The 25664-nt window shown below is 70.4% G+C and carries 23 protein-coding genes; 12 read left to right on the forward strand and 11 right to left on the reverse strand.

Features of this window, described 5'->3' with window-relative positions:
* Positions 1 to 100 precede the first annotated feature (100 nt).
* The 3 genes from gltX to ACIQPR_RS37270 form a co-directional block, all read right to left on the reverse strand.
* Positions 101 to 1585, reverse strand: coding sequence for a glutamate--tRNA ligase (gene gltX, locus ACIQPR_RS37260; RefSeq protein WP_403657809.1), 1485 nt, complete (start codon positions 1583 to 1585; stop codon positions 101 to 103).
* Positions 1578 to 2354, reverse strand: a complete 777-nt coding sequence (locus ACIQPR_RS37265) for a fumarylacetoacetate hydrolase family protein (RefSeq protein ID WP_403657812.1) — start codon at positions 2352 to 2354, stop codon at positions 1578 to 1580. The genes gltX and ACIQPR_RS37265 overlap by 8 nt, the downstream gene beginning before the upstream one ends.
* 166 nt (positions 2355 to 2520) lie before the next feature.
* Positions 2521 to 2706 (reverse strand): hypothetical protein, encoded by a 186-nt coding sequence (locus ACIQPR_RS37270; protein WP_403657814.1) that lies wholly within the window; start codon positions 2704 to 2706, stop codon positions 2521 to 2523.
* 570 nt (positions 2707 to 3276) lie between these two features.
* On the opposite strand from ACIQPR_RS37270, the gene ACIQPR_RS37275 reads away from it, so the two are divergent.
* The 8 genes from ACIQPR_RS37275 to ACIQPR_RS37310 all read left to right on the forward strand — a co-directional run bounded on the left by ACIQPR_RS37275 (position 3277) and on the right by ACIQPR_RS37310 (position 13947).
* On the forward strand, positions 3277 to 7134 hold the full coding sequence (locus ACIQPR_RS37275; protein WP_403657817.1) for a nitrate- and nitrite sensing domain-containing protein: 3858 nt from the start codon (positions 3277 to 3279) through the stop codon (positions 7132 to 7134).
* Positions 7135 to 7143: 9 nt separating this feature from the next.
* Positions 7144 to 7557 (forward strand): roadblock/LC7 domain-containing protein, encoded by a 414-nt coding sequence (locus ACIQPR_RS37280; protein WP_005479910.1) that lies wholly within the window; start codon positions 7144 to 7146, stop codon positions 7555 to 7557.
* Positions 7558 to 7669: 112 nt separating this feature from the next.
* Positions 7670 to 8068, forward strand: a complete 399-nt coding sequence (locus ACIQPR_RS37285; RefSeq protein WP_019058642.1) for a DUF742 domain-containing protein — start codon at positions 7670 to 7672, stop codon at positions 8066 to 8068.
* Positions 8049 to 8624: an ATP/GTP-binding protein gene (locus ACIQPR_RS37290; protein WP_006375318.1), complete on the forward strand. Its 576-nt coding sequence runs from the start codon at positions 8049 to 8051 to the stop codon at positions 8622 to 8624. The genes ACIQPR_RS37285 and ACIQPR_RS37290 overlap by 20 nt, the downstream gene beginning before the upstream one ends.
* 349 nt (positions 8625 to 8973) lie before the next feature.
* Positions 8974 to 12294: a nitrate- and nitrite sensing domain-containing protein gene (locus ACIQPR_RS37295; protein ID WP_403657820.1), complete on the forward strand. Its 3321-nt coding sequence runs from the start codon at positions 8974 to 8976 to the stop codon at positions 12292 to 12294.
* 10 nt (positions 12295 to 12304) lie between these two features.
* Positions 12305 to 12718, forward strand: a complete 414-nt coding sequence (locus tag ACIQPR_RS37300) for a roadblock/LC7 domain-containing protein (RefSeq protein ID WP_005479603.1) — start codon at positions 12305 to 12307, stop codon at positions 12716 to 12718.
* Positions 12719 to 12812: 94 nt separating this feature from the next.
* Complete coding sequence (locus tag ACIQPR_RS37305; protein ID WP_026178547.1) at positions 12813 to 13385, forward strand: DUF742 domain-containing protein; 573 nt, start codon at positions 12813 to 12815, stop codon at positions 13383 to 13385.
* Positions 13366 to 13947 (forward strand): ATP/GTP-binding protein, encoded by a 582-nt coding sequence (locus ACIQPR_RS37310; protein ID WP_009314218.1) that lies wholly within the window; start codon positions 13366 to 13368, stop codon positions 13945 to 13947. Before ACIQPR_RS37305 ends, ACIQPR_RS37310 begins: the two co-directional genes overlap by 20 nt.
* Before the next feature lie 94 nt (positions 13948 to 14041).
* Here ACIQPR_RS37310 and ACIQPR_RS37315 read toward each other — a convergent pair whose 3' ends face one another.
* Together ACIQPR_RS37315 and ACIQPR_RS37320 are read right to left on the reverse strand one after the other, a co-directional pair.
* Positions 14042 to 14230, reverse strand: coding sequence for an acyl-CoA carboxylase subunit epsilon (locus ACIQPR_RS37315; protein WP_403657823.1), 189 nt, complete (start codon positions 14228 to 14230; stop codon positions 14042 to 14044).
* A 57-nt stretch (positions 14231 to 14287) separates the two neighbouring features.
* The gene (locus ACIQPR_RS37320; RefSeq protein ID WP_403657826.1) at positions 14288 to 15871 is read right to left on the reverse strand and encodes an acyl-CoA carboxylase subunit beta; all 1584 of its coding nucleotides are present in this window, start codon (positions 15869 to 15871) and stop codon (positions 14288 to 14290) included.
* A 356-nt stretch (positions 15872 to 16227) separates the two neighbouring features.
* On the opposite strand from ACIQPR_RS37320, the gene ACIQPR_RS37325 reads away from it, so the two are divergent.
* Positions 16228 to 16839 carry a YceI family protein gene (locus ACIQPR_RS37325; RefSeq protein ID WP_403657829.1) on the forward strand — a complete coding sequence of 204 codons (612 nt, stop codon included), beginning with the start codon at positions 16228 to 16230 and terminating at the stop codon, positions 16837 to 16839.
* Positions 16840 to 16841: 2 nt separating this feature from the next.
* On the opposite strand, the gene ACIQPR_RS37330 is transcribed toward ACIQPR_RS37325, so the two are convergent.
* Together ACIQPR_RS37330 and ACIQPR_RS37335 are read right to left on the reverse strand one after the other, a co-directional pair.
* On the reverse strand, positions 16842 to 18020 hold the full coding sequence (locus ACIQPR_RS37330) for a hypothetical protein (RefSeq protein WP_403657832.1): 1179 nt from the start codon (positions 18018 to 18020) through the stop codon (positions 16842 to 16844).
* Positions 18021 to 18151: 131 nt separating this feature from the next.
* Positions 18152 to 18730 carry a TetR/AcrR family transcriptional regulator gene (locus ACIQPR_RS37335; RefSeq protein WP_403657835.1) on the reverse strand — a complete coding sequence of 193 codons (579 nt, stop codon included), beginning with the start codon at positions 18728 to 18730 and terminating at the stop codon, positions 18152 to 18154.
* Between the two features lie 91 nt (positions 18731 to 18821).
* On the opposite strand from ACIQPR_RS37335, the gene ACIQPR_RS37340 reads away from it, so the two are divergent.
* Positions 18822 to 19274, forward strand: a complete 453-nt coding sequence (locus ACIQPR_RS37340; protein ID WP_403657838.1) for an anthrone oxygenase family protein — start codon at positions 18822 to 18824, stop codon at positions 19272 to 19274.
* A gap of 98 nt (positions 19275 to 19372) precedes the next feature.
* On the opposite strand, the gene ACIQPR_RS37345 is transcribed toward ACIQPR_RS37340, so the two are convergent.
* Genes ACIQPR_RS37345 through ACIQPR_RS37355 form a run of 3 tightly spaced genes read right to left on the reverse strand, consistent with a single transcriptional unit; the run spans position 19373 to position 22589 of the window.
* A complete protein-coding gene (locus ACIQPR_RS37345) occupies positions 19373 to 20116 on the reverse strand; it encodes an ABC transporter permease subunit (protein ID WP_403657841.1) in 744 nt (247 codons plus the stop codon).
* Positions 20113 to 21651 carry a hypothetical protein gene (locus tag ACIQPR_RS37350; protein ID WP_403657844.1) on the reverse strand — a complete coding sequence of 513 codons (1539 nt, stop codon included), beginning with the start codon at positions 21649 to 21651 and terminating at the stop codon, positions 20113 to 20115. Before ACIQPR_RS37350 ends, ACIQPR_RS37345 begins: the two co-directional genes overlap by 4 nt.
* Entirely contained in the window at positions 21648 to 22589 is a 942-nt protein-coding gene (locus ACIQPR_RS37355; protein ID WP_403657847.1) for an ABC transporter ATP-binding protein, read from the reverse strand. The genes ACIQPR_RS37350 and ACIQPR_RS37355 overlap by 4 nt, the downstream gene beginning before the upstream one ends.
* Positions 22590 to 22777: 188 nt before the next feature.
* Here ACIQPR_RS37355 and ACIQPR_RS37360 point away from each other — a divergent pair, with 188 nt between their 5' ends.
* Together ACIQPR_RS37360 and ACIQPR_RS37365 are read left to right on the forward strand one after the other, a co-directional pair.
* Positions 22778 to 23947 carry a sensor histidine kinase gene (locus tag ACIQPR_RS37360; protein WP_403657850.1) on the forward strand — a complete coding sequence of 390 codons (1170 nt, stop codon included), beginning with the start codon at positions 22778 to 22780 and terminating at the stop codon, positions 23945 to 23947.
* Positions 23944 to 24603, forward strand: a complete 660-nt coding sequence (locus ACIQPR_RS37365; protein ID WP_403657853.1) for a response regulator — start codon at positions 23944 to 23946, stop codon at positions 24601 to 24603. The genes ACIQPR_RS37360 and ACIQPR_RS37365 overlap by 4 nt, the downstream gene beginning before the upstream one ends.
* Here ACIQPR_RS37365 and ACIQPR_RS37370 read toward each other — a convergent pair.
* On the reverse strand, positions 24567 to 25643 hold the full coding sequence (locus ACIQPR_RS37370; RefSeq protein WP_403657856.1) for an FUSC family protein: 1077 nt from the start codon (positions 25641 to 25643) through the stop codon (positions 24567 to 24569). The two genes, ACIQPR_RS37365 and ACIQPR_RS37370, sit on opposite strands and share 37 nt — an antisense overlap.
* Positions 25644 to 25664 lie beyond the last annotated feature (21 nt).

The following is a 25664-nucleotide window of genomic DNA, read 5'->3' on the forward strand; positions in this document are numbered from 1 at the left end:
ACATTTCACGACCAATTTTTGACGGGACAGGGGACGCGGCAGAGGACGGGACAGGGGCGGTACCCGGATCGCCGGGTACCGCCCCTGTGGCGCGCTCGGATCAGGCAGCCAGCTTCGCCAGGGCCGCGTCGATCCTGGTCAGGGTCTTCTCCTTGCCCAGGATCTCCAGGGACTCGAAGAGCGGCAGGCCGATCGTGCGGCCGGTGACCGCGACGCGGACCGGGGCCTGCGCCTTGCCGAGCTTGAGGCCGTGGGTCTCACCGGCGGCCAGGACTGCCTCCTTGAGGGACTCGGGCGAGGACCAGTCGGCCGACTCCAGCTTCTCCCGGGCCGTCCGCAGAAGGGCGTCGGAGCCCTCCTTCATGGCCTTGGTCCAGGACGCCTCGTCCTCGACCGGCTCGGCGAGGAAGAGGAAGTCGACGTTGTCCGTGATCTCCGACAGCACCTTCAGACGGGTCTGCGCGTGCGGGGCGACGGCCTGCCACTTGGCCTCGTCGAAGTCCTCCGGCGCCCAGGGGGCGAACGGGGCGCGCAGCCACGGGGCGCAGCGCTCGGTGAAGTCCTTCACATCGAGCAGCCGGATGTGGTCGGCGTTGATCGCCTCGCACTTCTTCAGGTCGAAGCGGGCCGGGTTGGGGTTCACGTCGGCGATGTCGAAGGCCGCGACCATCTCGTCCATCGTGAAGATGTCCTGGTCGGCCGAGAGCGACCAGCCCAGCAGGGAAAGGTAGTTGAGCAGTCCCTCGGGCAGGAAGCCGCGCTCCCGGTAGAGGTTGAGGGAGGACTGCGGGTCGCGCTTGGACAGCTTCTTGTTGCCCTCGCCCATCACGTACGGCAAGTGCCCGAAGGACGGGACCGACTTGGCGACGCCCAACTCCAACAGGGCCTTGTACAGGGCGATCTGACGAGGTGTCGAGGAGAGCAGGTCCTCGCCGCGCAGGACGTGGGTGATCTCCATCAGGGCGTCGTCGACCGGGTTGACGAGCGTGTACAGCGGGGCGCCGTTGGCTCGTACGATCCCGTAGTCCGGGACGTTCTCCGGGGTGAACGTCAGCTCGCCGCGAACCAGGTCGGTGAAGGTGATCGTCTCGTCGGGCATCCGGAACCGGACGATCGGCGCGCGGCCCTCGGCCCGGTACGCCTCGACCTGCTCGGCGCTCAGGTCGCGGCAGTGGCCGTCGTAGCCGGACGGCTTCCCGGCGGCGCGGGCGGCGTCGCGGCGGGCGTCCAGCTCCTCGGTGGAGCAGTAGCAGTCGTAGGCGTGGCCGGCGTCCTGGAGCTTCCTGGCGACGTCCTTGTAGATGTCCATGCGCTGCGACTGGCGGTAGGGCGCGTGCGGGCCGCCGATCTCGGGGCCCTCGTCCCAGTCGAAGCCCAGCCAGCGCATCGCGTCGAGGAGCTGGCCGTAGGACTCCTCGGAGTCGCGGGCCGCGTCGGTGTCCTCGATGCGGAAGACCAGCGTGCCCTGGTGGTGCCGGGCGAAGGCCCAGTTGAACAGGGCGGTGCGGACCAGGCCCACGTGGGGGTTGCCGGTCGGCGAGGGGCAGAAACGGACACGGACTGCTGGGGCGGATGCGCTAGCCACGCTTGACAACCTTGTTGGTGAGAGTGCCGATGCCTTCGATGGTGACGGCGACCTCGTCGCCGACGGTGAGCGGTCCGACGCCTGCCGGGGTGCCCGTGAGGATCACGTCGCCGGGGAGCAGCGTCATGGCCTCGGTGATGTTGACGACCAGGTCCTCGATCGAGTGGATCATCTCGCTGGTGCGGCCGAGCTGGCGCTGCTGTCCGTTGACCGTGAGCTGGATGGTGAGGTCGCTCGGGTCGAGGTCCGTCTCCACCCAGGGGCCGAGCGGGCAGGAGGTGTCGAAGCCCTTGGCCCTGGCCCACTGCTTCTCGCGCTTCTGGACGTCGCGCGCGGTGATGTCGTTGGCGCAGGTGTAGCCGAGGATGACGTCCTTGACCCGCTCGCGCGGGACCTCGCGGCACATCCGGCCGATGACGACGGCCAGTTCGGCCTCGTGGTGGAGGTCCTCGGTGAAGGAGGGGTACTGGATGTCGTCGCCGGAGCCGATCACCGAGGTGGACGGCTTGAAGAAGGCGAAGGGGGCGTCCGGTACCTCGTTGCCCAGTTCGCGGGCGTGCTCGGCGTAGTTGCGGCCGTAGGCGACGACCTTGTTCGGGAGCACCGGAGGCAGCAGGCGGACCTTGCTCAGGGGGACCTTCGTGCCGGAGAGTTCGAAGTCCGCGAACGGGATGCCCTTGATGATGTCGAGGACGAGTTCGTCCGGCCTGTCGCCCTCGACCGCGCCGAAGGCGACGTTCCCGTCGATGGAGAATCTGGCGATGCGCACGGGATCCCGGCACCCCTCACTGAGCTGGCTGGAGTCTGACGCTCCAGGCTAACGCGGTACGGGGGCGGCGCCTCGCCGAATAACGCCGGTCCGGCGGATCACGGCGCGGGCCCCGGAGGTGCGTGCCGCGCCCCGCGTCTGCCACCATGATCCGCCGGAGCGGGACTTAGTTGGCGGCGGCGCCGACCGGGATCTCCGTGAGGATGGTGCGGCGCGGGTTGGCGGTCTGGGCCGGCAGGTCGAGCGAGTGCTCCGGCTGCTCCGGCGTCCGCAGCGCGTCGGCGTCCGAGAGGTGCGCCAGCGTCGTGCGTCGCGGGTTGGCAATGTTGCGGAACATCATCGTCGTCTTCACTGTTGTACTCGACCCTCGTCTGTCCTGGGTGGGTGGTTGACAGATTGTGCCCTCGTGTAAAGCGTCAGGCTAAACATCCAATTCCCGGCCGAAGACGCGAAGAGCCCATGATCCGGGTGTGAGTTTGCTCACCACCCTGCGGGCAAAGCAGCCAATTCGGACCGCCGACTCACCTCGGCGAAACGGACATTGCCCCCCTGAAGCTGCTATTCCGCTCCTGATCATGGCGACTGGGGCACATCCCACGCCCCCAAGGATCGTGGCGATAAGTCCACTTTCGAGTGAATAGCTTTCTACGTCTCGTGACACTGTCCTCACGGGGTGTCACACAGGTCACAGCCTGGCCTACGGGCCTTGTTGGAGATCCGGCACTGTGCTGGAATTCCACGGACCGCCGCAGAATCAGCCCGGCGCGCAGGGGGCGCAACGCAGCGCCGAGGGCGGCGGAAGGGGGAGCAGCGCCGGTCACTCACGACCACACATGGGGTGCGCGTTCAGGGCGCTCCCCGAGACGCCGACACCGTCCTTCCGTTCGCGCGGAGGACGCCTGGTCCAGAGGTTGCGACGCTAGTGCAGGGACGTTTCAAGAGGGATGGCAGTGCTCCGGCGGAGCCGGAGCCGCATGGCGGGGCTGGCCCCAACACCGGCAGCTCCTCGCCCCAGCACGCCCAGAACCCGGGCCCGGCACCGTCTGGCGACGGCGGAGGCCCAGGGCGCCCCGGCGCGTCCGCAGCCCCCACCCCCGCGCCCCCGGTGAAGCCGCCGAGCGGCACGCCCGGACCCGGCTCGCGCGTCGCCCTGCGCAACTGGCGCATCTCCACGCGCCTGGTGTCACTGCTGGCGCTCCCCGTCGTCGCGGCCACCTCGCTGGGCGCGCTGCGCATCAGCGACTCCATGACCGACATCCAGCAGCTCGACAACATGAAGCTGCTGACGGACATGACCAAGCAGGCCACCGAGCTGGCCACCGCGCTCCAGGAGGAGCGCGACCAGTCGGCAGGTCCTTTGTCGCACGGCGGCAAGGCCACCGACTACGAGGTCAAGGGCTACGAGGAGAAGACCGACCGCGCCCGCGACAACTTCATCAACTCCTCGGAGGAGATCGACAGCGCCAGCAGGAACGGCAACCTGCAGGGCGTCCGCGAGACCGTGGTCGGTCTCGCCACCGAGCTGGACAACCTCGACAAGATCCGCAAGTCGGCGTACCAGTCGCGGGACAACTCGACGCAGACGGTCGACGCCTACCACCGCCTGATCACCCAGCTGCTCGACCTCTCCCAGGACATGGCCGAGGCGACCAGCAACCCGGAGATGATCCAGCGCACCCGCGCCCTGGCGGCCTTCTCCTCGGCCAAGGAGTTCGCGTCCGTGCAGCGCGCCGTCATCGCGGCGGCCCTGCCCGACAACAACACGACGACCGGCAGGCTCTCCGACAACGACCGCCTCTACGCCGACTCGGCGCTGGAGAGCGAGAAGTCGGACCTGGCGATCTTCCGCAACATCTACGGCGACCAGGGTGCCGAGGAGCTGATCCAGCCGATCGAGGACGGCAACGCCACGATCGACGCCGCGGACAAGTACGCGGAGCGCGCCCTCGCCAACACGAACGGTCTGGCCTCGCTGGACAAGCGGTCCTACAAGGACTGGGTGGACGACAGCTCGACCAAGATCGAGCAGATGAAGAAGATCGAGCACACGCTCCTTGAGGACATGGAGCAGAAGGCCCGCGAGCTGCGCTCCGCCTCCGAGCGCGAGGCGATCATCTCCGGTGCGCTGATCCTGCTCGTGCTCGGTGTCTCCCTCGTCGGCGCCTTCGTCATCGCCCGCTCCATGATCCGCTCGCTGCGCCGGCTCCAGGAGACCGCCAACAAGGTCGCCCAGGACCGGCTGCCCGAGCTGGTCAAGCAGCTCTCCGAGTCCGACCCGCAGGACGTCGACACGTCCGTGGAGTCGGTCGGTGTGCACTCCCGGGACGAGATCGGCCAGGTGGCCGCGGCCTTCGACGACGTGCACCGCGAGGCCGTCCGCCTCGCCGCCGAGCAGGCCCTCCTGCGGGGCAACGTCAACGCGATGTTCACCAACCTCTCGCGCCGCTCCCAGGGCCTCATCCAGCGTCAGCTCTCGCTCATCTCCGAGCTGGAGTCCCGCGAGGCCGACCCGGACCAGCTGTCCTCCCTCTTCAAGCTCGACCACCTCGCGACCCGCATGCGCCGTAACGGCGAGAACCTCCTCGTCCTCGCCGGTGAAGAGCCCGGCCGCCGCTGGACCCGCCCGGTCCCGCTGGTCGACGTGCTGCGCGCCGCGGCCTCCGAGGTGGAGCAGTACGAGCGCATCGAGCTCTCCTCCGTGCCGACCACCGAAGTGGCCGGCCGCGTGGTCAACGACCTCGTGCACCTGCTCGCCGAGCTGCTGGAGAACGCGACCTCGTTCTCCTCCCCGCAGACCAAGGTCAAGGTCACCGGTCACGCGCTGCCCGACGGCCGCGTCCTGATCGAGATCCACGACACCGGCATCGGCCTCTCCCCCGAGGACCTCGCGGCGATCAACGAGCGGCTCGCCTCGCCGCCCACCGTGGACGTCTCGGTCTCCCGCCGCATGGGTCTGTTCGTGGTCGGCCGCCTCTCGCAGCGCCACGGCATCCGCATCCAGCTGCGCCCCTCCGACTCCGGTGGTACGACCGCGCTGGTCATGCTCCCGGTCGACGTCGCCCAGGGCGGCAAGAAGCCCGCTCCGGGCAAGCCCGGCCAGGCCGCGGTCGGCGCGGCGGCTGCCGCCGCCGGTGCCAGTGCGGCCCGCCGGGGCAACGGTCAGGGCGGTTCCGCCCTCGGCGCGGGCGCGCCGGGCGGCGGCAACGGCGGACTGCTCGGTGCCGGGTCCGCTCCGCGCGGCCAGGTCGGTTCCGGTCAGGGCCCGCGGGCCGCGCTGCCCGGTGCGGGCGGTGGACGTCCCGGCGGTCCCGGTGGTCCGGGTGCTCCCGGCGGCGCGCGTGGCCCGCAGGGTCCCTCGGCGCCGCAGGGCCGTCCGGCGGCCGGCTCCGGTGCCGGTCTCTTCGGCCAGGCCCCGGGCGCCCCGCAGGGGCTCCAGGCGGCCGGTACGGGCGCTCCGCAGGGCTTCGGCGACGGACGCCAGGACGCCTTCGGCGGGACCGTTCCGCCGCAGAACGGCGGGGTTCCGCCGCAGCGCGGGAACAACGAGCCCGAGCCGCCCCGCGGTGGTGGCCGGCGCCGCGGGCGTCAGCCGCAGCTCCCGCCGCGCGGTGGTCCGCGGGCCGAGCTGCCCGGCGGCAACAACCAGCGCCCCAGCTGGAGCGACGAGAACGCGCAGCCCCCGCTGGGCCGCGGCAACCTCGACGCCCCGCGCGGCCACGACGAGCGCGAGGCCGAGCAGACCTCCCGGATGCCGCGCATCGACGACCGTCAGGGCCCCGGTACGCAGGAGATGCCGGCGCTGCCGCGCCTCGACGCACAGGACGGCAGGCAGTTCCCGCGTCCGGGCACCAGTGGTCCGCAGGACACCGGCTCCTTCCCGCGGCCGGGTACGCAGGACACGGGTTCCTTCCCCCGGCCGAACGTCAACGGGTCCCAGAACACGGGCCAGTTGCCGCGTCCGGGCGCCAACGGGTCGCAGTCCAACGGCCAGTTCCCGCGCCAGGACTTCGAGCCGCCGCGCCCCGGCTCCAACACCCAGCAGAACGGCGGCCAGTTCGTCCGCTCGGACGTCTTCGGCTCTCCGAACACCCCGGCCAACAACCCGTCGAACCCGGCCAACACGGGACAGTTCGCCGTCCCGCAGGCCTACGACGCGAGCTCCACCGGCCAGTTCGCGACTCCCGGTTTTGACAACGGCTCCACCGGTCAGCACAATCTGCCGAACCGTCAGAACCCCGGGACCACCGGGCGTCCGCCCGTCGCGCAGCGGCCCGACGAGGGACGGGGTCCGGGTGACGGATGGGCCTTGCCGCCCGCCACCGGTCCCGGCGACGGCAGGACACCTCTGTACGACACGCTGGAGACCAACTGGTTCCACGGCCAGCAGGCGGAAGCGCCGAGCCAGAGCAACGGCTCCGTCCCCGCCCCGCAGCCGCCGGCACCGCAGGTTCCGGCGACACCCCCTCAGCGTCCCACGGGCGGTGCCTGGCGCAGCTCGCCGAACGACGATCTCGTCCGGCAGGCAGAGCGTGTACGGCAACCGGCCGCGGGCGGCGTCACCACCTCCGGCCTGCCGCGCCGGGTGCCCAGGGCCAACCTCGTCCCGGGCACGGCTCAGCAGCAACAGCACCAAACCGGTCCGCAGGTCTCGCGTGCGCCTGACGACGTACGCGGCCGGCTGACCAATCTCCGTCGGGGCATCGCACAGGGCCGCCAGGCCGGTACGGGTACCGGCCAGACCGGCAGCTTCCCCAGCCCCACTCACCAGCAGGAGCGTTAGTTGAGCCAGATGAGCCAGGCGGCACAGAACCTCAACTGGTTGATAACCAACTTCGTGGACAACACCCCTGGTGTGTCCCACACCGTCGTCGTGTCCGCCGACGGACTCCTTCTGGCCATGTCGGAAGGCTTTCCGCGCGACCGCGCCGACCAACTGGCGGCCGTGGCCTCCGGGTTGACCTCGCTGACGGCCGGGGCCTCCCGGATCTTCGAGGGCGGCGACGTGGCGCAGACCGTCGTGGAGATGGAGCGAGGGTTCCTCTTCCTCATGTCCGTCTCGGACGGCTCGTCCCTGGCGGTGCTCGCGCACCCCGAGTGCGACATCGGCCTCGTCGGCTACGAGATGGCACTGCTCGTCGACCGTGCGGGGGCGGTCCTCACACCGGACCTGCGCGCCGAACTCCAGGGCAGTCTGCTTCACTGACCGGCCCCGGCACCACCCGTCTCACCAAATCACCGTCCGGCCGCCACAATCCCCCCACCGGCCCTGTCAGACGGCTAAGCCCGACCGACTTGCTGTCCCGCCCGGAGGATTCATGACCCCGCCCACCGCCTCTCATGATCCGTACGCCGAGCCGTACGGGGACGAGGGCGACCAGCCGCTGGTACGTCCTTACGCGATGACCGGCGGCCGGACCCGGCCGCGCTATCAGCTCGCCATCGAGGCTCTGATCAGCACCACGGCCGACCCGGCAGCGCTGATGGGACTGCTCCCTGAGCACCAGCGCATCTGCCATCTGTGCCGTGAGGTCAAGTCGGTCGCGGAGGTGTCGGCACTCCTCGCCATGCCCCTCGGTGTGGCGCGGATCCTCGTCGCGGACCTCGCCGAGGCCGGACTGGTGGCCATCCACCAGCCGGGCGGCGACGAGAACAACGGCGGCGCTCCGGACGTGACGCTGCTCGAAAGGGTGCTCAGTGGACTTCGCAAGCTCTGACGGAGGGCGGGCGACCACCTCCGCGAAGATCGTGGTGGCGGGTGGCTTCGGTGTCGGCAAGACCACGTTCGTGGGTGCCGTCTCCGAGATCAACCCGCTGCGCACGGAGGCCGTCATGACGTCCGCCTCGGCGGGCATCGACGACCTCACCCACACCGGGGACAAGACCACCACCACGGTGGCCATGGACTTCGGCCGTATCACCCTGGACCAGGACCTGATCCTGTACCTCTTCGGTACGCCGGGTCAGGACCGTTTCTGGTTCATGTGGGACGACCTGGTGCGCGGCGCGATCGGCGCCGTCGTCCTGGTCGACACCCGCCGTCTCGCCGACTGCTTCCCCGCGGTCGACTACTTCGAGAACAGCGGGCTGCCTTTCGTCATAGCCCTCAACGGTTTCGACGGCCACCAGCCGTACAACCCGGAGGAGGTGCGCGAGGCCCTCCAGATCGGGCCGGACGCGCCGATCATCACGACGGACGCCCGGCACCGCTCGGACGCCAAGAGTGCGCTGATCACGCTGGTCGAGCACGCGTTGATGGCTCGGCTGCGGTAACACTCAAGTCGTCCATGACATACGGCAGTTGTCGTAGACGCCTCGGAGCCGGCTGTGGCCTTTGACACGGTCGGCCCCGGTGTTCATAACGTTTCGGCAGAGGAATCGGGTGGTACGGCCACTCGTCGCGGTCATTCGGTGCCGCTGCGCGAACATGGCCCCGCCTTTTGGCGGGGCTCGCTCTTTATGACCGTTTTATCTAGGGCTTACATCACTAGGAAACCGAGCTTTCCACTGTTTGGAAGAGCAGATGTCCGCGTGCTGGAATGCCTGAACTGCCTATTAGTCAAAGACGTACTCAGTACAGCGGCACAGCGTAGGTGCCGACCGCCGGAAGGTTGTTGGTCGAGTGAGGCGAAGCAAGAACGGTCCCGAGCCGTCGGCCCGGGGCAACTTCACCCCGCCGCCGCGCGGAGCGGCGCCCGCCCCTGTGCCAGGCTCGGAGCCCGCGGCACCACCCCCTCCCAGCGGAGGCCGCTTCTCGCCCCGCAACTGGCGGGTGCCGACCCGGCTGAACGCGATCCTGCTCATACCCGTCGGCGTCGGCCTCATCATGGGCGGCTTCCAGGTCAAGAGCTCGATCGACACCTGGCAGAACGCCGAGGACGCGGAGAAGACCGCCCGCGTCGTGCAGGCCGCCCTGACCTACAGCAACGCGGTCACCAACGAGCGTGACGTCACCGCCGCCCCGCTGCTGGAGGGCAAGGGCGAGAAGAACGCGACCGTCGTGGCGGCCCGCAAGGCCACCGACGACGCCGCCGACGTCTTCGACAAGGCCGTGCAGAACATGCCGGACTCCCCCGGCCTGGAGCGGCGCCTGAGCCGCTTCCGCAAGGTGGAGCCGACACTCCAGTCGATCCGGGCCGCCGCCTACACCTCCAAGATGAAGGGCGTCCAGACCGAGGAGAGCTACGTCAACCTGGAGCACCCGCTCCTGGAGTTCTCCAACGAACTCGGCCTGGGCACCGGCAACATCACCAGCTACGGCCGCTCGGTCTACGCCATCGCACTGGCCAAGGGCGCGCTCTCCCTGGAGCGTTCCATCGGCACCCACCTGCTGATCAACCCCGGCCCGGACGCGAAGAGCCTCGCCACCCAGCGCACCGCCCTCACCTCGTACGCCTACCTGGAGGGCATCGCCATCCAGGAGTACCAGGCCGGTGGTACCGACGCGGACATCACGAAGCTGAACACCGCCCTGGCGAAGGTGCAGACCGACGGCACGGCCATGGTCAAGCAGGCCGCCGCCCAGGCGAAGGCCGCCGGCAAGACGTACGTCCCGCCGCCGACCAACCCGGTCACCACCGTCACGGCCATGTCGCAGCTCCAGACCACCGACGTCTCGGCGCGCAACGCCCTCGCCCAGCAGGGCATCACCGCGCAGAACTGGTGGGCGGGCACCACCCTCAAGTACGAGGCGTACCGCAAGCTCGAAGAGGACAAGGCCGACATCGCGGTGAGCGAGGCCTCGGACATCGCGGCCACCGCCAAGCGCGACGCCATCATCACCGGTGCCGCCGTCGTCGTCGCCCTCCTCCTCGCCTTCATCCTGGCCGGCGCGGTCGCCCGCCAGATGAGCCGCTCGATGCGCCAGCTGCGCAACGCGGCCTTCGGCATCGCCGAGCAGCGGCTGCCGATGCTGGTCGACCAGCTCTCGCGCACCGACCCCGGCCGCGTCGACACCCGCGTCCAGCCGATCCCCATCACCACGACGGACGAGATCGGCGAGGTCGCCAGAGCCTTCGACCAGGTCCACCGCGAGGCCGTTCGACTGGCCGCCGAGCAGGCCCTGTTGCGGGGCAACATCAACGCGATCTTCACCAACCTCTCGCGCCGCAACCAGTCGCTGATCGAGGGCCAGTTGACCCTGATCACCGATCTGGAGAACAACGAGGCCGACCCGGACCAGCTGGAGAACCTCTTCCGCCTGGACCACCTCGCGACCCGTATGCGCCGCAACGGCGAGAACCTCCTGGTCCTCGCCGGCGAGGAGCCGGGCCGCCGCTGGGACCAGCCGGTCCCGCTGGTCGACGTGCTGCGCGCCGCCTCCTCCGAGGTGGAGCAGTACGAGCGCATCGAGCTGTCGGGCGTCCCGGAGGCCGAGATCCACGGCCGCGCGGTCACCGACCTCGTGCACCTGCTCGCCGAGCTGCTGGAGAACGCCACCACGTTCTCCTCCCCGCAGACCAAGGTCCGGGTCACCGCGACCCGGCTCCCCGACGGCCGCGTGATGATCGAGATCCACGACAAGGGCATCGGCCTCACCGCCGAGGACTTCGCGGACATCAACCACAAGCTGGCCAACCCGCCGACCGTGGACGTCGCGATCTCCCAGCGCATGGGCCTGTTCGTGGTCGGCCGGCTGTCCGACCGGCACGGCATCCGGGTCCAGCTGCGCCCCTCGGGCGAGCAGGCCGGCACCACCTCGCTGGTCATGCTGCCCGACGCGATCACCCACGGTGGCGGTGGCGAACAGCAGCTCCAGCGCGACGAGTTCACCGTCTCGCAGATCATGCCGGAGCAGCCGCAGTACCAGGGTGAGGACTTCAACCACACCCCGATCCGCACGGCCGCCGAGCTGGGCTTCGACGACACCCGCTACCCCGAGGTGCCGGACGACATCCGCGAGCTCGACCCGGTCGGCCGCTCGCTGATGCGCGAGGAGCGCCGGGCGGCCCTGGAGTCGCAGAAGCCGGGCCAGGAGGCCCTGGAGCCGGGCGCCTACCCGGAGTTCGCCGAGTTCGAGGCCCCGCAGCAGCAGACGTACGCGGACAACGGACAGCAGGCGTACCAGGAGCAGCCGACGGGCTACAACGGCCAGCCGACGTACGAGGAGCAGCAGCAGACGTCGTACGACGAGCCGGTCCGGCCCGCCTACGACGAGCAGTACTACGCGCCGAACGGCACCGGGACGCAGAACGACACCTTCGCCGACTCCTTCCCCTCCAACGGCGGCTACCCGGAGCCCGGGTACGCGGAGCCGGTGCGGGAGGAGCACGCGTCGGCGCACTCCGTGGCCCCGGAGACGTATCCGGGCTTCGAAGAGCCGTCCTATCAGGACGACTGGCCGCAGCAGGACGGTTACCGCAACGGCTACCCGGACCAGTACGCTCCGGATCCGGAACCTGCGCAGGCCGCTGACGTCAGTGAGCGGGATCACGTAGGCTTCGACCGTCCGGGACCGGCCCCCTCGGCTGTCCACGCGCTGACCGACGCCGGGCTGCCGCGCCGCGGTTCGACCGCGAAAGGCACCAACGGTTCGCAGCCCGCGCACCAGGAGCAGACGGCCTCCGCCCCGGAGAGCAAGACCAACATCTTCGGTACGGCGAACGGCACCGCGAACGGAAACGGCAGCGCCAACGGCAGCACCGGGACCGTGGACTGGCGCTCGGCGAACGACGAGCGGTGGCAGCAGGCCTCGGCGCTGAAGAAGCCGAAGGCCGGCGGGGTCACCTCCTCCGGCCTGCCGAGGCGGGTGCCCAAGGCCAACCTGGTCGAGGGCACCGCCGAGAGCACCCCTCAGGGCGGCCCCCAGGTCTCCCGCGCTCCCGAGGACATCCGGGGCAGGCTCAGCAACCTGCGCCGCGGCGTCCAGCGGGGTCGCAGCGCAGGAAGTGAAACGAACGGTCAGGGTTTCGGCTCTGACAGCACCTACAACCAGGAGCGTTAGTGTGAGCCCGATGAGCCAGGCGGCGCAGAACCTGAACTGGTTGATCACCAACTTCGTGGACAACACCCCGGGTGTGTCGCACACGGTGGTGGTCTCCGCCGACGGACTCCTTCTGGCGATGTCCGAAGGTTTCCCGCGTGACCGTGCCGACCAGCTGGCGGCCGTCGCGTCGGGTCTGACCTCACTGACCGCCGGTGCCTCGCGCATCTTCGAGGGCGGCAGCGTGAACCAGACGGTTGTGGAGATGGAGCGGGGATTCCTCTTCATCATGTCCGTGTCCGACGGTTCCTCGCTCGCGGTTCTCGCACACCCCGAGGCGGACATCGGCCTCATTGGGTACGAGATGGCCCTTCTGGTGGACCGCGCCGGTACGGTCCTGACCCCGGACCTTCGAGCAGAGCTCCAGGGGAGCCTTCTCAACTAACAGACGGACGGTGCGTTTTGGCGTCCCGAGGCCATAAGGTTTCGGGACGCGGCTCCACAGTGATGGGTGCCCGGCACAGTCGGAGGAGGAGAAAGTGGCAACACCCCCAGGCGGTTCGTCTTCGGGCAACTGGTCGTACGGCCCCGGCCAGGGGCAGGGCGACGGTTCCCAGAACCGGTACAACTTCCCCTCCTCGCCGTCCCCGCGTCACCCTCAGTACCCGCAGGGCCCCGGTCCGTCGCCGTACGACCAGCCGCCGGCGCCGCGCATCCAGCCCGTGCAGCCGCACCGCCGCTCCCCCGAGGCCGCGCCCGCGGGTTCGTCGAGCAATCCCCTGGTGCGTCCGTACGCCATGACCGGCGGCCGGACCCGCCCGCGCTACCAGCTCGCCATCGAGGCGCTGGTGCACACCACCGCGCAACCGCACCAGATGCAGGGCCAGTTGCCCGAGCATCAGCGCATCTGCAACCTCTGCCGCGAGATCAAGTCGGTGGCGGAAATCTCCGCCCTCCTGACGATCCCTCTCGGCGTGGCCAGGATCCTCGTCGCCGACTTGGCGGAGGCGGGCCTGGTCGCCATTCATCAGCCCGGCGGCGACGAGAACGCCGGCGGCCAGCCAGACGTGACACTGCTCGAAAGGGTGCTCAGTGGACTTCGCAAGCTCTAGCGGCGGTCCTTCCCGCTCCACCACCTCGGCGAAGATCGTGGTGGCGGGTGGCTTCGGCGTGGGCAAGACCACGTTCGTCGGGGCGGTCTCGGAGATCAACCCGCTGCGCACGGAGGCCGTGATGACGTCCGCGTCCGCGGGCATCGACGACCTCACCCACACCGGGGACAAGACGACCACCACGGTCGCCATGGACTTCGGCCGTATCACCCTGGACCAGGACCTGATCCTGTACCTGTTCGGCACCCCCGGCCAGGACCGCTTCTGGTTCATGTGGGACGACCTGGTGCGCGGCGCGATCGGCGCGATCGTGCTGGTCGACACCCGCCGTCTCGCCGACTGCTTCCCCGCGGTCGACTACTTCGAGAACTCGGGCCTCCCCTTCGTCATCGCCCTCAACGGCTTCGACGGCCAGCAGCCGTACAACCCGGACGAGGTCCGCGAGGCCCTCCAGATCGGCCCCGACACCCCGATCATCACGACGGACGCCCGCCACCGCGCGGACGCGAAGTCGGCACTGATCACCCTGGTGGAACACGCGCTGATGGCGCGCCTGCGGTAACGGACCACGCGAGAAGGGCCCCTCTCCTGGAGAGGGGCCCTTCTTCTTTTACGACGTCTCGCACGACACGACGTCTCGTGCGACGCTACGGCGCTCAGTGCCAGCTGTGCGGGGCCCGGAAGCCGCCCTCGCGCTCCAGGCGGCGCCAGCCGGCCTTGGGGAGGGGGCGGTGGGGTTCGGTGGCCGGGGTGGCTGCCGCGCGGGCCAGGAGGACGGCCGTGATGGCGGCGACTTCCTCGGGGTCGGCGTGGCCCTTCTCGACACGAATGTCAGGCGTGGTCATAGGTCTCAGTCTCCGTGAGAGAGGTTTCCGCACGGGTAGCGCGGAGGGTCCGCTGGGTTACTGCGGGGGGTTGCCGTGCTTGCGCGAGGGCAGGTCCGCGTGCTTGGTGTGGAGCATCGCGAGGGACTTGATGAGTACGTCCCGGGTCTCGGCGGGGTCGATGACGTCGTCGACGAGTCCGCGCTCGGCCGCGTAGTACGGGTGCATCAGCTCGGACTTGTACTCCTTGACCATGCGCGTCCGCATCGCCTCGGGGTCCTCGGCGTCGGCGATCTGGCGGCGGAAGATGACGTTGGCGGCACCTTCTGCGCCCATCACGGCGATCTCGTTGGTGGGCCAGGCGTAGGTGAGGTCGGCGCCGATGGACTGGCTGTCCATGACGATGTAGGCACCTCCGTACGCCTTGCGCAGGATGAGCGAAATCCTCGGCACGGTGGCGTTGCAGTACGCGTAGAGCAGCTTCGCTCCGTGCCTGATGATTCCGCCGTGTTCCTGGTCGACGCCGGGAAGGAATCCCGGGACGTCCAGAAACGTAACGATCGGAATGTTAAAAGCGTCACACATCTGGACAAAGCGCGCAGCTTTTTCGCTCGCCTCGATGTCCAGGACGCCCGCCAGGGTCTGCGGCTGGTTGGCGACGATGCCGACGACCTGGCCGTCGAGCCGGGCCAGCGCGCAGATGATGTTGCGGGCCCAGCGCTCGTGGACCTCCAGGTAGTCGCCGTCGTCGACGATCTCCTCGATGACCTTGGCCATGTCGTACGGCCGGTTGCCGTCCGCCGGGACGAGGTCCAGCAGGATGTCCGAGCGGCGGTCGGCGGCGTCGGAGGACTCGGCGCGGGGCGGGTTCTCGCGGTTGTTCTGCGGGAGCATCGACAGGAGGTAGCGCACCTCGGCGAGGCAGGTCTCCTCGTCGTCGTAGGCGAAGTGGCAGACACCGCTGGTCTCGGCGTGCACGTCGGCGCCGCCCAGGCCGTTCTGGGTGATCTCCTCGCCCGTGACCGCCTTCACGACGTCCGGACCCGTGATGAACATCTGGGACGTCTCACGGACCATGAACACGAAGTCGGTGAGGGCGGGCGAGTAGGCCGCGCCGCCCGCGCACGGGCCGAGCATCACGCTGATCTGCGGGATGACCCCGGAGGCCTTGGTGTTGCGCTGGAAGATGCCGCCGTAGCCGGCGAGGGCGCTGACGCCCTCCTGGATGCGGGCGCCCGCACCGTCGTTCAGCGAGACGAGGGGCGCGCCGGCCGCGATGGCCATGTCCATGATCTTGTGGATCTTCGTGGCGTGGGCCTCGCCCAGCGCGCCGCCGAAGATCCGGAAGTCGTGCGCGTAGACGAAGACCGTGCGGCCCTCGACCGTGCCCCAGCCGGTGATGACACCGTCGGTGTACGGCTTCTTGCCCTCCAGGCCGAAGCCGACGGCGCGGTGCCGGCGCAGCTGCTCGACCTCGCGGAAGGACCCGGGGTCGAGGAGCAGTTCGATGCGCTCCCGGCCGGTCAGCTTCCCCTTGGCGTGCTGCGCCTCGGTCGCCTTCTCGCTCGGGCCGGCCAGTGCCCGCGCACGGATCTCGTGCAGTTCGGCCACTCGCCCGCGCGCGTCAGTCGGCTCACCCGGCGCCTCATCCAAAACGGTCATGTATCGACCCTACGAAGCACTCCAAGGATTGTGCGCCGTCGACTCTGCACAGTCTCCGGCCCGTTTTCCTGGTACCACCGGACAGAACCTCACCAGCATGCAGCCGTTCCGACTGTTCAGGGGGCGTGGCCGTTGTAGGAGTCACACAAAGACGTCAGCTGAGAGCCACCTCACATTCACCGGGGGCGGATGCCATCCCCAGGGTGAAGGCGAGCGTACTCGCAGTAGTTGGGGCAACACCCTGCGGATGATGTTGAAAATTGAATGGAATAGGTCTACGGTCCTTCGTGTTGGCATCGTTGAACATTCAACAGACCCCGACCCCGCACTTCTCCGTCCCCCCTTAGGAGCACGTCATGGGCATCTTCGGCCGTAAGAACGACGAGACCGAGACCACCACCTCGGCGCCCGCCGCCGTCAACCCCGACCTGGCCGAGCTGACCGGCGACTACACCATCGACCCGTCGCACACCACGCTCGGGTTCACCGCCCGGCACGCCATGGTCACCAACGTCAAGGGCAAGTTCCTCGACTTCACCGGCACGCTGCACCTGGACGGTTCCGACCCCGCCAAATCCACCGCGTCCCTGGACGTGAAGATGGAGAGCATCGACACCGGTTCCCCGGACCGTGACGGTCACCTCAAGAGCGCGGACTTCTTCAAGACGGACGAGTTCCCCACGATGACCTTCCGTTCGACCTCCGCGGAGGCCCTCGGCGGCGACGACTACCGCATCACCGGTGACCTGGAGATCCTCGGCACCACCAAGCCGATCACCATCGACCTGGAGTTCAACGGCGCCGCGAAGGACCCGTTCGGCAACGAGCGCGTGGGCTTCGAGGGCAAGGCCGAGATCCTGCGCTCCGAGTTCGGCCTCACCTGGAACGCGGCGCTGGAGACCGGTGGCGTGCTCGTCTCCGAGAAGATCAAGCTGAACTTCGACATCTCGGCGATCAAGAGCGCCTGACGTCACTCCCCCCGCACCCCGCCGGCGACGCGCGCCGACGGGGTGGCGCGGGCCCGGACCCCGCGCGCGTCCCGGCCGACGTGCCCGTTCATCGCCGACCGCAGCCGGTGCCGGAACGTGAACCCGGGATTCGGTCCCGCCTTCGCGGACCGCTCCCGCACGTCGGCCTCCGCGCACAGCAGGTCCCACACCCGGTCCGGGCACTCCCCGTGCCGCCACAGGAAGTCGCAGTACGGGATGTGCGCGATCTCCAGGTTCAGCCAGCTGTCCTTCTTCAGCACGCCCTCCCATTCGGAGGAGCGCAGTTTCAGATAGCCGCGCCGCCGGTCGGACTTGTCGACGCTGGTGACGCCGAGCACCCGGACGAAGCCCGGGGTGTGCTCCAGCACGAGCACCGGGCGCTCCTTGAAGTTGTTGTCGTCGTGGGTGAGTTCGGCCGTCCACACATCGCCCACGGCCGGCGGCCAGGACTTCACTCCGGGCGGCGCGGGGTCGGCCGGCGGCCCGCTCCGCAGCCAGGGCACCAGGCGGACGGCCGCGGCCACCGCGCTCCCGGCGGACAGCGCCACCGTCGACCACCACAGGACGGCGAGCAGCAGCGCCCCCGCGGTGGCGTGGTCCGGGTCGGGGACGAGGGTGGCGCCGGCGTGGTCGATCCAGTAGCCGGTCACGGCCGCCAGGAGCGCCTTCTGCAGCGCCGACCACAGCAGGACCAGCGGGAAGTAGCCGTGGTCGACCGCCCGCAGCAGCCCCAGTACGGCGGCGGTCGTCGCGTAGACCACGGCCAGCCCGGCCATCGCCTCGTTGCCGATCCGCGTGGGCATGAGGGCCATCACGGCGGTCACGACACAGCAGAGGCCGACCGCGCGTGCCGCGACCAGCGTGCGGCGCGCTTCGAGCCGCGCGGGCGCCGCCATCCGGACCATCGGGCGGGCCACCAGAACGCACAGCACGAGCAGCGCCACGGAGATCCCGATGTTCCTGGTGCCGGTGAAGCCGACCTTGAGCGCCGTGAACATCAGCACCCACATCACCCACGAGCCGAACCCCACCGCCAACGGCGCCCCGGCCGAGAACTCGGGTGCCAGCCGTCTGGTCCTCAGCCGCGGCGGCTGCACCCCGCCGATCAGCGACAGGCTCAGACACACCAGAAGTACGGCCCCCGCCAGAAACGCCTGCACGTTCGCTCCCCCGTTGTCGACGCTGGGAGCAGCATGGGCGCACGGCCGGTGTGCCGGGCCTCGTTTCGCGCTTCCGCGCCCACGCCCCTTCGCATCTGGTAGAAGCAGGCGCTACGACGCCGTGGCGCGCGTCAGAGCACGGCGAGCCGGTCCACCAGGAGCCGGGTCCTGCGTTCGGCGTCGGCCGGGGGCAGGCGGCCGGCTCGGGTCAGGGTGGCCAGGCCGTGCAGGGATGCCCAGAACACCTCGGTGAACAGGCCGGGTCGAACGCCCTCGCCCGCGACCTCGTCGAGGTTCTCCAGCAGGGCGGCGAAGGCGTCCTTCATCGGTGCCGGGGTGTCCTCCTGGGCGAAGGCCAGGCCGCCGTCGAGCCGGAACATGGCGTCGTAGACCGCGGGGTTGCGTTCGGCGAAGTCGAGGTAGGCGCGGGCGACGGCGACGGCCCGCGCGTGCGGGCCCTTCGCGGCGGTGGCCGCGGTCCGCACTTCCGCCGCCATCTCGGCGGCGCCCTGGAGGGCCACGGCGCCGATGATCTCGCGCTTGCCGCGGAAGTGGCTGTAGAGCACGGGCTGGCTGTACTCGATGCGTTCCGCGAGCCGCCGGGTGGTGACCGCGTCCCAGCCCTGCCGCTCGGCGAGTTCGCGGGCCGTCGCCACGATGAGGCGCTCTCGGCCCGCCCGTTCGCGCTCCTTGCGTTCCTGTACCGACATGCGGCGATCCTAGCACCGCTAGACAATCGAGCGGCAGCAGGTCTAGCGTTGCATCAGTCGCTAGCAGTGCTAGAAAACTGGGAGGGTCCTGATGCTCACCGCACTTGAGGTCTTCACCACCGTGGTCGTCGGCGTGATGGTGGGGGTGGAGTTCTCCGTCGCCTTCGTCATGAACCGGATCTTCGACGCCCTCCCCGAGGACAGCGGCCAGCTCGGCCGCGCCCACGGGGGCCGGATGCTCGGGGCCGTGATGCCGTTCTGGTACATCGGCTCGCTCGTCCTCAGCGCGGTCTGGGCCGTCGCCGAATGGCACCACTCCGGCGCCGGCGCCGGTCTCGTCGTCACCGCCGCCGGGCTGCTGATCGTGAGCGTGATCATGTCGATCCTGCTGCTGGTCCCGATCAACAACCGGGGCAAGACCTGGACCCCGGAGAACCGGCCCGCCGACTGGAAGGAGCAGCTGAACCGCTGGGACCGCTACCACTACGTCCGCGTCGCCGTCATCGTCGCCGCGTTCGCTTGTCTCGCCGCGGCCCTCACCTGAGCACGAAACAGCGGCAGCGAGGGCGGCAACTGCATCGAGGGCGCCGCCCATCCCTCAGCCGTTCACGTCCGGCACTTGGAGCGCCTTCCTGGACACGGTCACGCGTCTCGGAGTCTGAACCAGACTCCTCCGAGCGCCAACAAGGCCGTCGCGTAGGCCGCCAGGACTCCCAGGCCCGGCCAGGGGGCGATTGCCAGGGTGTTCAGGTGTTTTGTCGCCTGGACGGACAGGGCCGCCGGCATGGGGGACCAGCGTTGCAGGCGGTGTTGCCAGGTCGGGGAGTTGATGAGGTTGGCCAGGATCGGGACGACGTAGAGGATGCCGAGTCCCAGGGTGATCGCGGCTGCCGTGTCGCGGAGCAGGGTCGCCAGGGAGAGGCCCAGGAGTGTCACCAGGACGAGGATCAGGATCGAACCGGTCGTCGGGCGGAGGGGCGCGCCGTGCGGCGGGGTCGGGAGGATCAGGTGGGCCAGGCCCAGGGAGGACAGCACGCCGAGGGCTCCCGCCACCGCTGTGAGCAGTGACAGGACCGCCGCCTTCGACGCCAGTACCCGCCATCTGCCCGGCATCGCCGTGAGCGTCGTGCGGATGGTGCCCGTGCTGTACTCCGCGCCCATCGACAGCGCGCCGAGGACCAGGCATGTCGCTTGGCTCAACTGGACGCCCGAGAGGGTCAGTTTGACGGTGTCGGTGTCGCAGGGGGTCGGGCAGACGCGGGTCGTGACCGACGCCGCCGCCGTCGCGCCCAGTGCCGCCGTGAGGACGACCGTTGCCGTCAGGAGCCACCAAGTGCTGGGCAGGGTGCGGAGTTTGGTCCACTCCGCGTGGAGCGGGCGTCTCATGCGTCCCGCCTCCGCAGCGTCCAGGCCGCCAGCAGGAGTGCCGCCAGCGTGTAGGCGCCGAGGACCGCCAGGCCGTTGTACGGGGAGAGGGGGTAACAGCCGCCCTCCGGTAGGCAGTTGTGCCGGACCTGGGGGTAGTACGTCTTGCCCTGCTGGATCGCGAAGGCCGCTGCCGGGGTGACGCGCAGGAGCCATTCCGCCGCGGGGAGCGGGAAGGCGAAGGAGAGGATCTGCGGGAGGACCACGAGGACGACGACCGTGGCGATCGTACCGGCGCTGTTGCGCAGCACCACTCCCACGGACAGGGCCAGGACCGCGACCAGGGACAGGAGTGCCGCGCTGCCCACCACCGCCCGCAGGGACGGGTTCTCCAGGAGCGACAGGTCGGGGAACTCCGGGGGCTTGAAGCCGTTGGAGCGCAGGGTCCGCTGGGCCCAGGTGAAGCCGACCGCCGTCGCCGGCAGGCCTGTCGCGAAGGTGATCGCCGCCATCACCGTCGCCTTCGCCGCCAGCACCTTCAGGCGGGACGGGGTCGCCGTGAACGTCGTACGGATCAGGCCCCGTTTGTATTCGGTCGTCACGAAGAGCGTGCCCAGGGCGGTCATGAGGAGGAGGCCCACGAGGACTCCCTGGAAGCCCATCTGGACCATGTCGGGTCCGTTCTCCTCGGGGGCGACGTCGCCCCGGCCGGTGAGGGTGTACGTGCCGGTCGCGGACACCCGGGTGGTGCTCGGCGGGGTGTTCCGGGCGTTGGGGTCACCGGGGGCGGCGCCTCCGACGTCCGTGCTCGACCAGGCGGAGTCCGCCGACGTGCCCTGGAGCGTCAGGTGGTCGAAGGTGCCGGTGACCGCGGTTCGATCCGCCCGCGCGCTCGTGCCGCCCAGTGAACGCTCCAGGCTCTCGTGGTCGGGGGTCCCCAGCAGCAGCCCCACCTGGACCGTCCTCCCCAGCCCCGCACCCCCCACCTCCCCAAGCCGTATCCATTTCTCACCGTCTACCGACGCATAACCGGTTAGTCTCGCCCCCAGCTTTTGCAACCTGAGCCACTGCGGAGCCACGGCCAGATCACTGCCCGGCCCCGCCACGTCGTGCGTGAAGTCCCACTGCATCCGGACCCCGTGCCCGGGCGTCACCACCACCGCCGCGTACGGCGAGCCCTGCTTCAGGCTCGACTTGACGATGATCCCGGCCTTCGCCCAGGGCTCCAGGGGCTTGCCGTCGCCGCTCTTGAGACCGGTGACCCGGACGGTGAGCGTGCCGTCGCCGGTCAGCGCGCGACGGGTGAACCGGAAGGAGTCGTTGACCACCTCGCCCCCCGGGCCGACGACGACCGGCGGACCGCCGCCGGTGACCGACCCGCTCGCGCCCATCTGACTGATCCCGACCGTGACCACGGCCGCCAGCGCCGACACCAGCAGCCAGGCCCTGACCGTCCAGAACTTCGTCCACTCCGCCCGCAGCAGCCGCCCGAACCCGGTCCGGGCCGGATGCATCGCCGAGCGGTACGGCGCCGGCGCCCTCGTCGACGTGGTCATCGGGTCACCCCGTCCGTGGCGGCGGGCATCGACGTGAACTCGGCCGCGTCCCGGGTGAGTTCCATGTACGCCTCCTCCAACGACGCCCGGTGCGCGCCCACTTCGGCGAACGGGACGCGCGCCGCGGACAGCAGCTCCACGACCCGTTCGGCGGGCAGGCCGGTCACGGTGAGCAGGTCACGGTCGACGACGGCCACCGTGCCGCCCGCCCGGGAGAGCAGTTCCATCGCTTCCGTACGACTGCCCGTGCGCAGCCGTACCCGGCCGCCGGAGGCCGCGGCGAGGAGGTCGGCCACCGCCGTGTCGGCGATCAGCCGGCCCCGGCCGATGACCACCAAGTGGTCGGCGGTGTCTTCGAGTTCGCTCATCAGATGGCTGGAGACCAGGATCGCCCGGCCCTCGGCGGCGAGCTGGCGCAGCAGGGTGCGGATCCACTGGATGCCCTCGGGGTCCAGGCCGTTGACCGGTTCGTCGAGCAGGAGCACCGGCGGGTCGCCCAGCAACGCGGCTGCTATGCCCAGGCGTTGGCGCATACCGAGCGAGTAGCCTCCGGCCCGCCTCCGGGCCGCCTGCTCCATGCCGACCTGTTCGAGAACCTCGTCCACGCGGCGCATCGGCAGCCCGTGCGAGTCGGCCAGCCAGCGCAGCTGGTCGCGGCCCCGGCGGGCGGGGTGCAGGGCGGCGGCGTCCAGGAGGGCGCCGACCTCCAGCAGCGGGGTGCGCAGGGCGTGGTAGGGGCGTCCGCCGATCAACGCCCGGCCCTCGTCGGGGGTGTCCAGGCCGAGCAGGGAGCGCATGGTGGTGGACTTGCCCGCGCCGTTGGGGCCGACGAATCCGGTCACCGTGCCGGACTCGACAGTGAAGGAGAGGCCGTCGACCGCGAGGGTCCGGCCGAACCGCTTCCGTAGGTCGCGGACTTCAATGCTTGCGTCGCTCATGGTGAGGGAGGCTAGGGGCGCGCCCGGCACGGTGTCGTCACACCGGGGAGGTCCCTCACAAGGGGGACGCCGGGCGGAACGGGGGTGGGCACAATGACCGGGTGGGCGTCGAGGGGTCGTCGGGTGCGAGCGGTTCGGCACCACCGGACGGCACGGAGATCACGGACAGTACGGGGAGCGTCGTGAGGGTGAGCGCCCTCGGCCGCGCGGGCCTCGTCGCCGCCTCGCGCCGCGCGGCACTCGCCGCCCCCGTCACCCTGGCCGTCCTCGCGCTCTCCGAAGTACTGCTCCGCCGCGCCGACCTGGGCAGTGGGCTCGCCGCCCTCCTGCTGCTCGCCCTCGCCTCCACCCTGCCGCTCGCCCTCGTGCTGGGGTCCAAGGGCCCCGCCCGCAACGCCACCGCCGTCGCGATCAGCGCCTCCTGCGTACTGTCCCTCGTGCCCTTCGGGATGCTCACCCTCGGCGGGATCGTCGCCCAGCTCGTCTGCCTGTACGTGCTGGGGCGCGCCGGAGCCACCGCGCTCGGCGGGCTGTTCGTGCTGCCGTACGTCGTGATCGCGCTCGCCGGCCACGAGGAGCCGACCCGGATCGCCGCCGTCCTGGTGGCGACCCTCGCCTCCGCCGCCGCGGCCACCGGCATCGCCCACCATGTGCGCAGCACCGCGCTCGCCCACAGCGTCACCGAACAGGCCTTCGCGGACACCCTCCTCGAACACGCCGCCCGGGGCGAACGGGCGCGGATCGCACGGGAGTTGCACGATGTCGTCGCCCATCACATCTCGATGATCGCCGTCCAGGCGGAGACCGCCCGTCTCACCACCCCGGGGCTGCCGGCCGAGGGCGCCACCCGCCTCCTCGCCATCGGCGACACCGCGCGCGGCGCGCTGACCGAGATGCGTCGGCTGCTCGGCGTGCTGCGGGAGGACGCGCACACGGGGGTGCAGCGGCGGCCACAGCCGGGCCTCGGCCAGCTCATGGAACTCGTCGACGAGTCACGGGACGCGGCCGGTTCGCGTACCCGGCTGATCGTCAGCGGGCCGGTCGGCACGCTCGACCCGGGCGTCGAGGTCACCGCGTACCGCATCGTGCAGGAAGCCCTCACCAACGCCCGCCGTCACGCGCCGGGCGCCGCCGTCGACGTGGAACTCCGTTACGGGGAAGCGGACTTGGCGGTGCGCGTCCGCGACAACGGGCCCGGGCGGTCGGCCGCCCACGACTCCGGCCACGGGCTGCTCGGCATGCGTGAGCGGGCCGCCACCGTGGGCGGCACCCTGCACACCGGGCCCGCCCCCGGCGGCGGTTTCCTCGTCGAGGCCCGCCTCCCCGTCGCGCCGGCCGACGAGGGGGCACCGGCATGAGCATCCGTATCGTCGTCGCCGACGACCACGCGGTCGTCCGGGCCGGCTACGCCGGACTCCTCGCCACCCAGGCCGACTTCACCGTCGTGGGCACCGCCGACGACGGCGCCGAGGCGGTGCGCGTCTGCCGCGAACAGCTCCCCGACGTGGTCCTGATGGACGTACGCATGCCGGTCATGGACGGTATCGAGGCCACCGCACGCCTCCAGGGCCCGGACGCGCCTCGCGTTCTCGTCCTCACCACCTTCGACCTCGACGAGCACGTCTACGACGCGCTGACGGCCGGGGCGAGCGGCTTCCTGCTCAAGGACGTGACGGCCGAGCGGCTCTTCGACGCGGTACGGGTGGTGGCGGCCGGTGAGGCCCTGCTCGCGCCCGCGATCACCCGGCGGCTCATCTCCGAGTTCGCCCGCCAGCGCCCCCGGACCACCCCTGTGCGCACCGCACTCGACACCCTCACCCCGCGCGAGACCGACGTCCTGCGGCTGCTGGCCCAGGGCCTGTCCAACCCGGAGCTCGCGCTCCGTCTGCACGTCGGCGAGGAGACCGTGAAGACCCATGTCAGCCGCATCCTGTCCAAACTGGGGCTGCGGGACCGTACCCAGGCCGTGGTGATGGCCTACGAGACCGGACTCGTCGTGCCGGGGACGGGCTGACGGCGGGGGGCGCGGGCGCGCGCCACCGGCAGCAGCCACCACGCCGACGCCACCGACAGCACCGCGCCGACCGCGATCCCTTCGAGCCGGATGGGCAGCAGACGCAGCGCGTCCTGGCCGAAGTAGCCGAGGAGGAGGGACAGGGCGCAGGTCATCCCGGCGGCCCAGTAGGCGTAGTTGAGGGGCCGCAGCCACAGCGCGACGGCGAGTACGGCGAACATGAGCGCCACGGAGATGCCGCCGGTGATGCCGACGGACGCGACGCCCGCCGCCAGCAAGGTACCCGTGGTGGCCCCGGCCAGCCGCTCGACTCCCTTGCGCAGTACGTCCGTTCGGCCCCGGTTGCCGCTCGCGGCGACGTACGCGGTGAGGACCACCCACGGCCAGTGGTCGTCGAAGAACAGCCGCCCCACGGCGAAGGCGGCGGCGATCCCGGCCGCCATCTGAAGGGCCATGCGGGTGCTGGGGCGGGGGTGGAGGCGGGAGCGGCGCGGCGGTTGTCCGGGATCGGGTTCGGCACGCCAGGACCGGGGCGCGAACCGGTCCCCCAGCCCCTGCACCAGCCACACCCCGCCGCACGCCACCGCCCCGACCAGCGCCGACCAGCCCCAGGTGACCAGCCCGCTCTGCGCCTTGGGCGGCAGTGCCGGGCCCGGTACGACGAGGAGGGCCACCAGCGGGAGCGCCAGCAGTGTGCCGATCTTGGTGGCGACGGGGCCGTAGCGGCGGATCCAGACGGCCAGCGCCATGGCCGCGGTGTAGACGGCGGCGCCGAGCGCGTAGTGGGAGGCGATCAGCCGGCCGACGAGAATCGAGGCACCGGCCGTGACCGGCAGCAGGACGAGTGCGATGAGCCTGCGGCGGGTGTCCGCGGTGCGCTGCGTGGAGGACAGGGTGAGGGTCAGAGCGACCGCGAGGACCAGCACGTCGGTGTGCAGTCCCACGGCACCCTCCAGCCAGAGGGCGACGCCCCAGGAGAGCAGCACGGCGGTCATCGTCAGAGCGGCTTCGTACGCGTTGCGTATCAGTTTCGCGGTCACTGTCCCTACGCTAGCGAGCAT

The organism is Streptomyces sp. NPDC091280 (assembly GCF_044768565.1).
Lineage (GTDB): Bacteria > Actinomycetota > Actinomycetes > Streptomycetales > Streptomycetaceae > Streptomyces.

Coding starts and splice junctions, on each gene's coding strand:
- ACIQPR_RS37280 (WP_005479910.1), top strand. CDS start 7,144: ATGAGCCAGGCGGCACAGAACCTCAACTGGTTGATAACCAACTTCGTG.
- ACIQPR_RS37285 (WP_019058642.1), top strand. CDS start 7,670: ATGACCCCGCCCACCGCCTCTCATGATCCGTACGCCGAGCCGTACGGG.
- ACIQPR_RS37300 (WP_005479603.1), top strand. CDS start 12,305: ATGAGCCAGGCGGCGCAGAACCTGAACTGGTTGATCACCAACTTCGTG.
- ACIQPR_RS37315 (WP_403657823.1), bottom strand. CDS start 14,230: ATGACCACGCCTGACATTCGTGTCGAGAAGGGCCACGCCGACCCCGAG.
- ACIQPR_RS37320 (WP_403657826.1), bottom strand. CDS start 15,871: ATGACCGTTTTGGATGAGGCGCCGGGTGAGCCGACTGACGCGCGCGGG.
- ACIQPR_RS37325 (WP_403657829.1), top strand. CDS start 16,228: ATGGGCATCTTCGGCCGTAAGAACGACGAGACCGAGACCACCACCTCG.
- ACIQPR_RS37335 (WP_403657835.1), bottom strand. CDS start 18,730: ATGTCGGTACAGGAACGCAAGGAGCGCGAACGGGCGGGCCGAGAGCGC.
- ACIQPR_RS37340 (WP_403657838.1), top strand. CDS start 18,822: ATGCTCACCGCACTTGAGGTCTTCACCACCGTGGTCGTCGGCGTGATG.
- ACIQPR_RS37345 (WP_403657841.1), bottom strand. CDS start 20,116: ATGAGACGCCCGCTCCACGCGGAGTGGACCAAACTCCGCACCCTGCCC.
- ACIQPR_RS37350 (WP_403657844.1), bottom strand. CDS start 21,651: ATGACCACGTCGACGAGGGCGCCGGCGCCGTACCGCTCGGCGATGCAT.
- ACIQPR_RS37355 (WP_403657847.1), bottom strand. CDS start 22,589: ATGAGCGACGCAAGCATTGAAGTCCGCGACCTACGGAAGCGGTTCGGC.
- ACIQPR_RS37365 (WP_403657853.1), top strand. CDS start 23,944: ATGAGCATCCGTATCGTCGTCGCCGACGACCACGCGGTCGTCCGGGCC.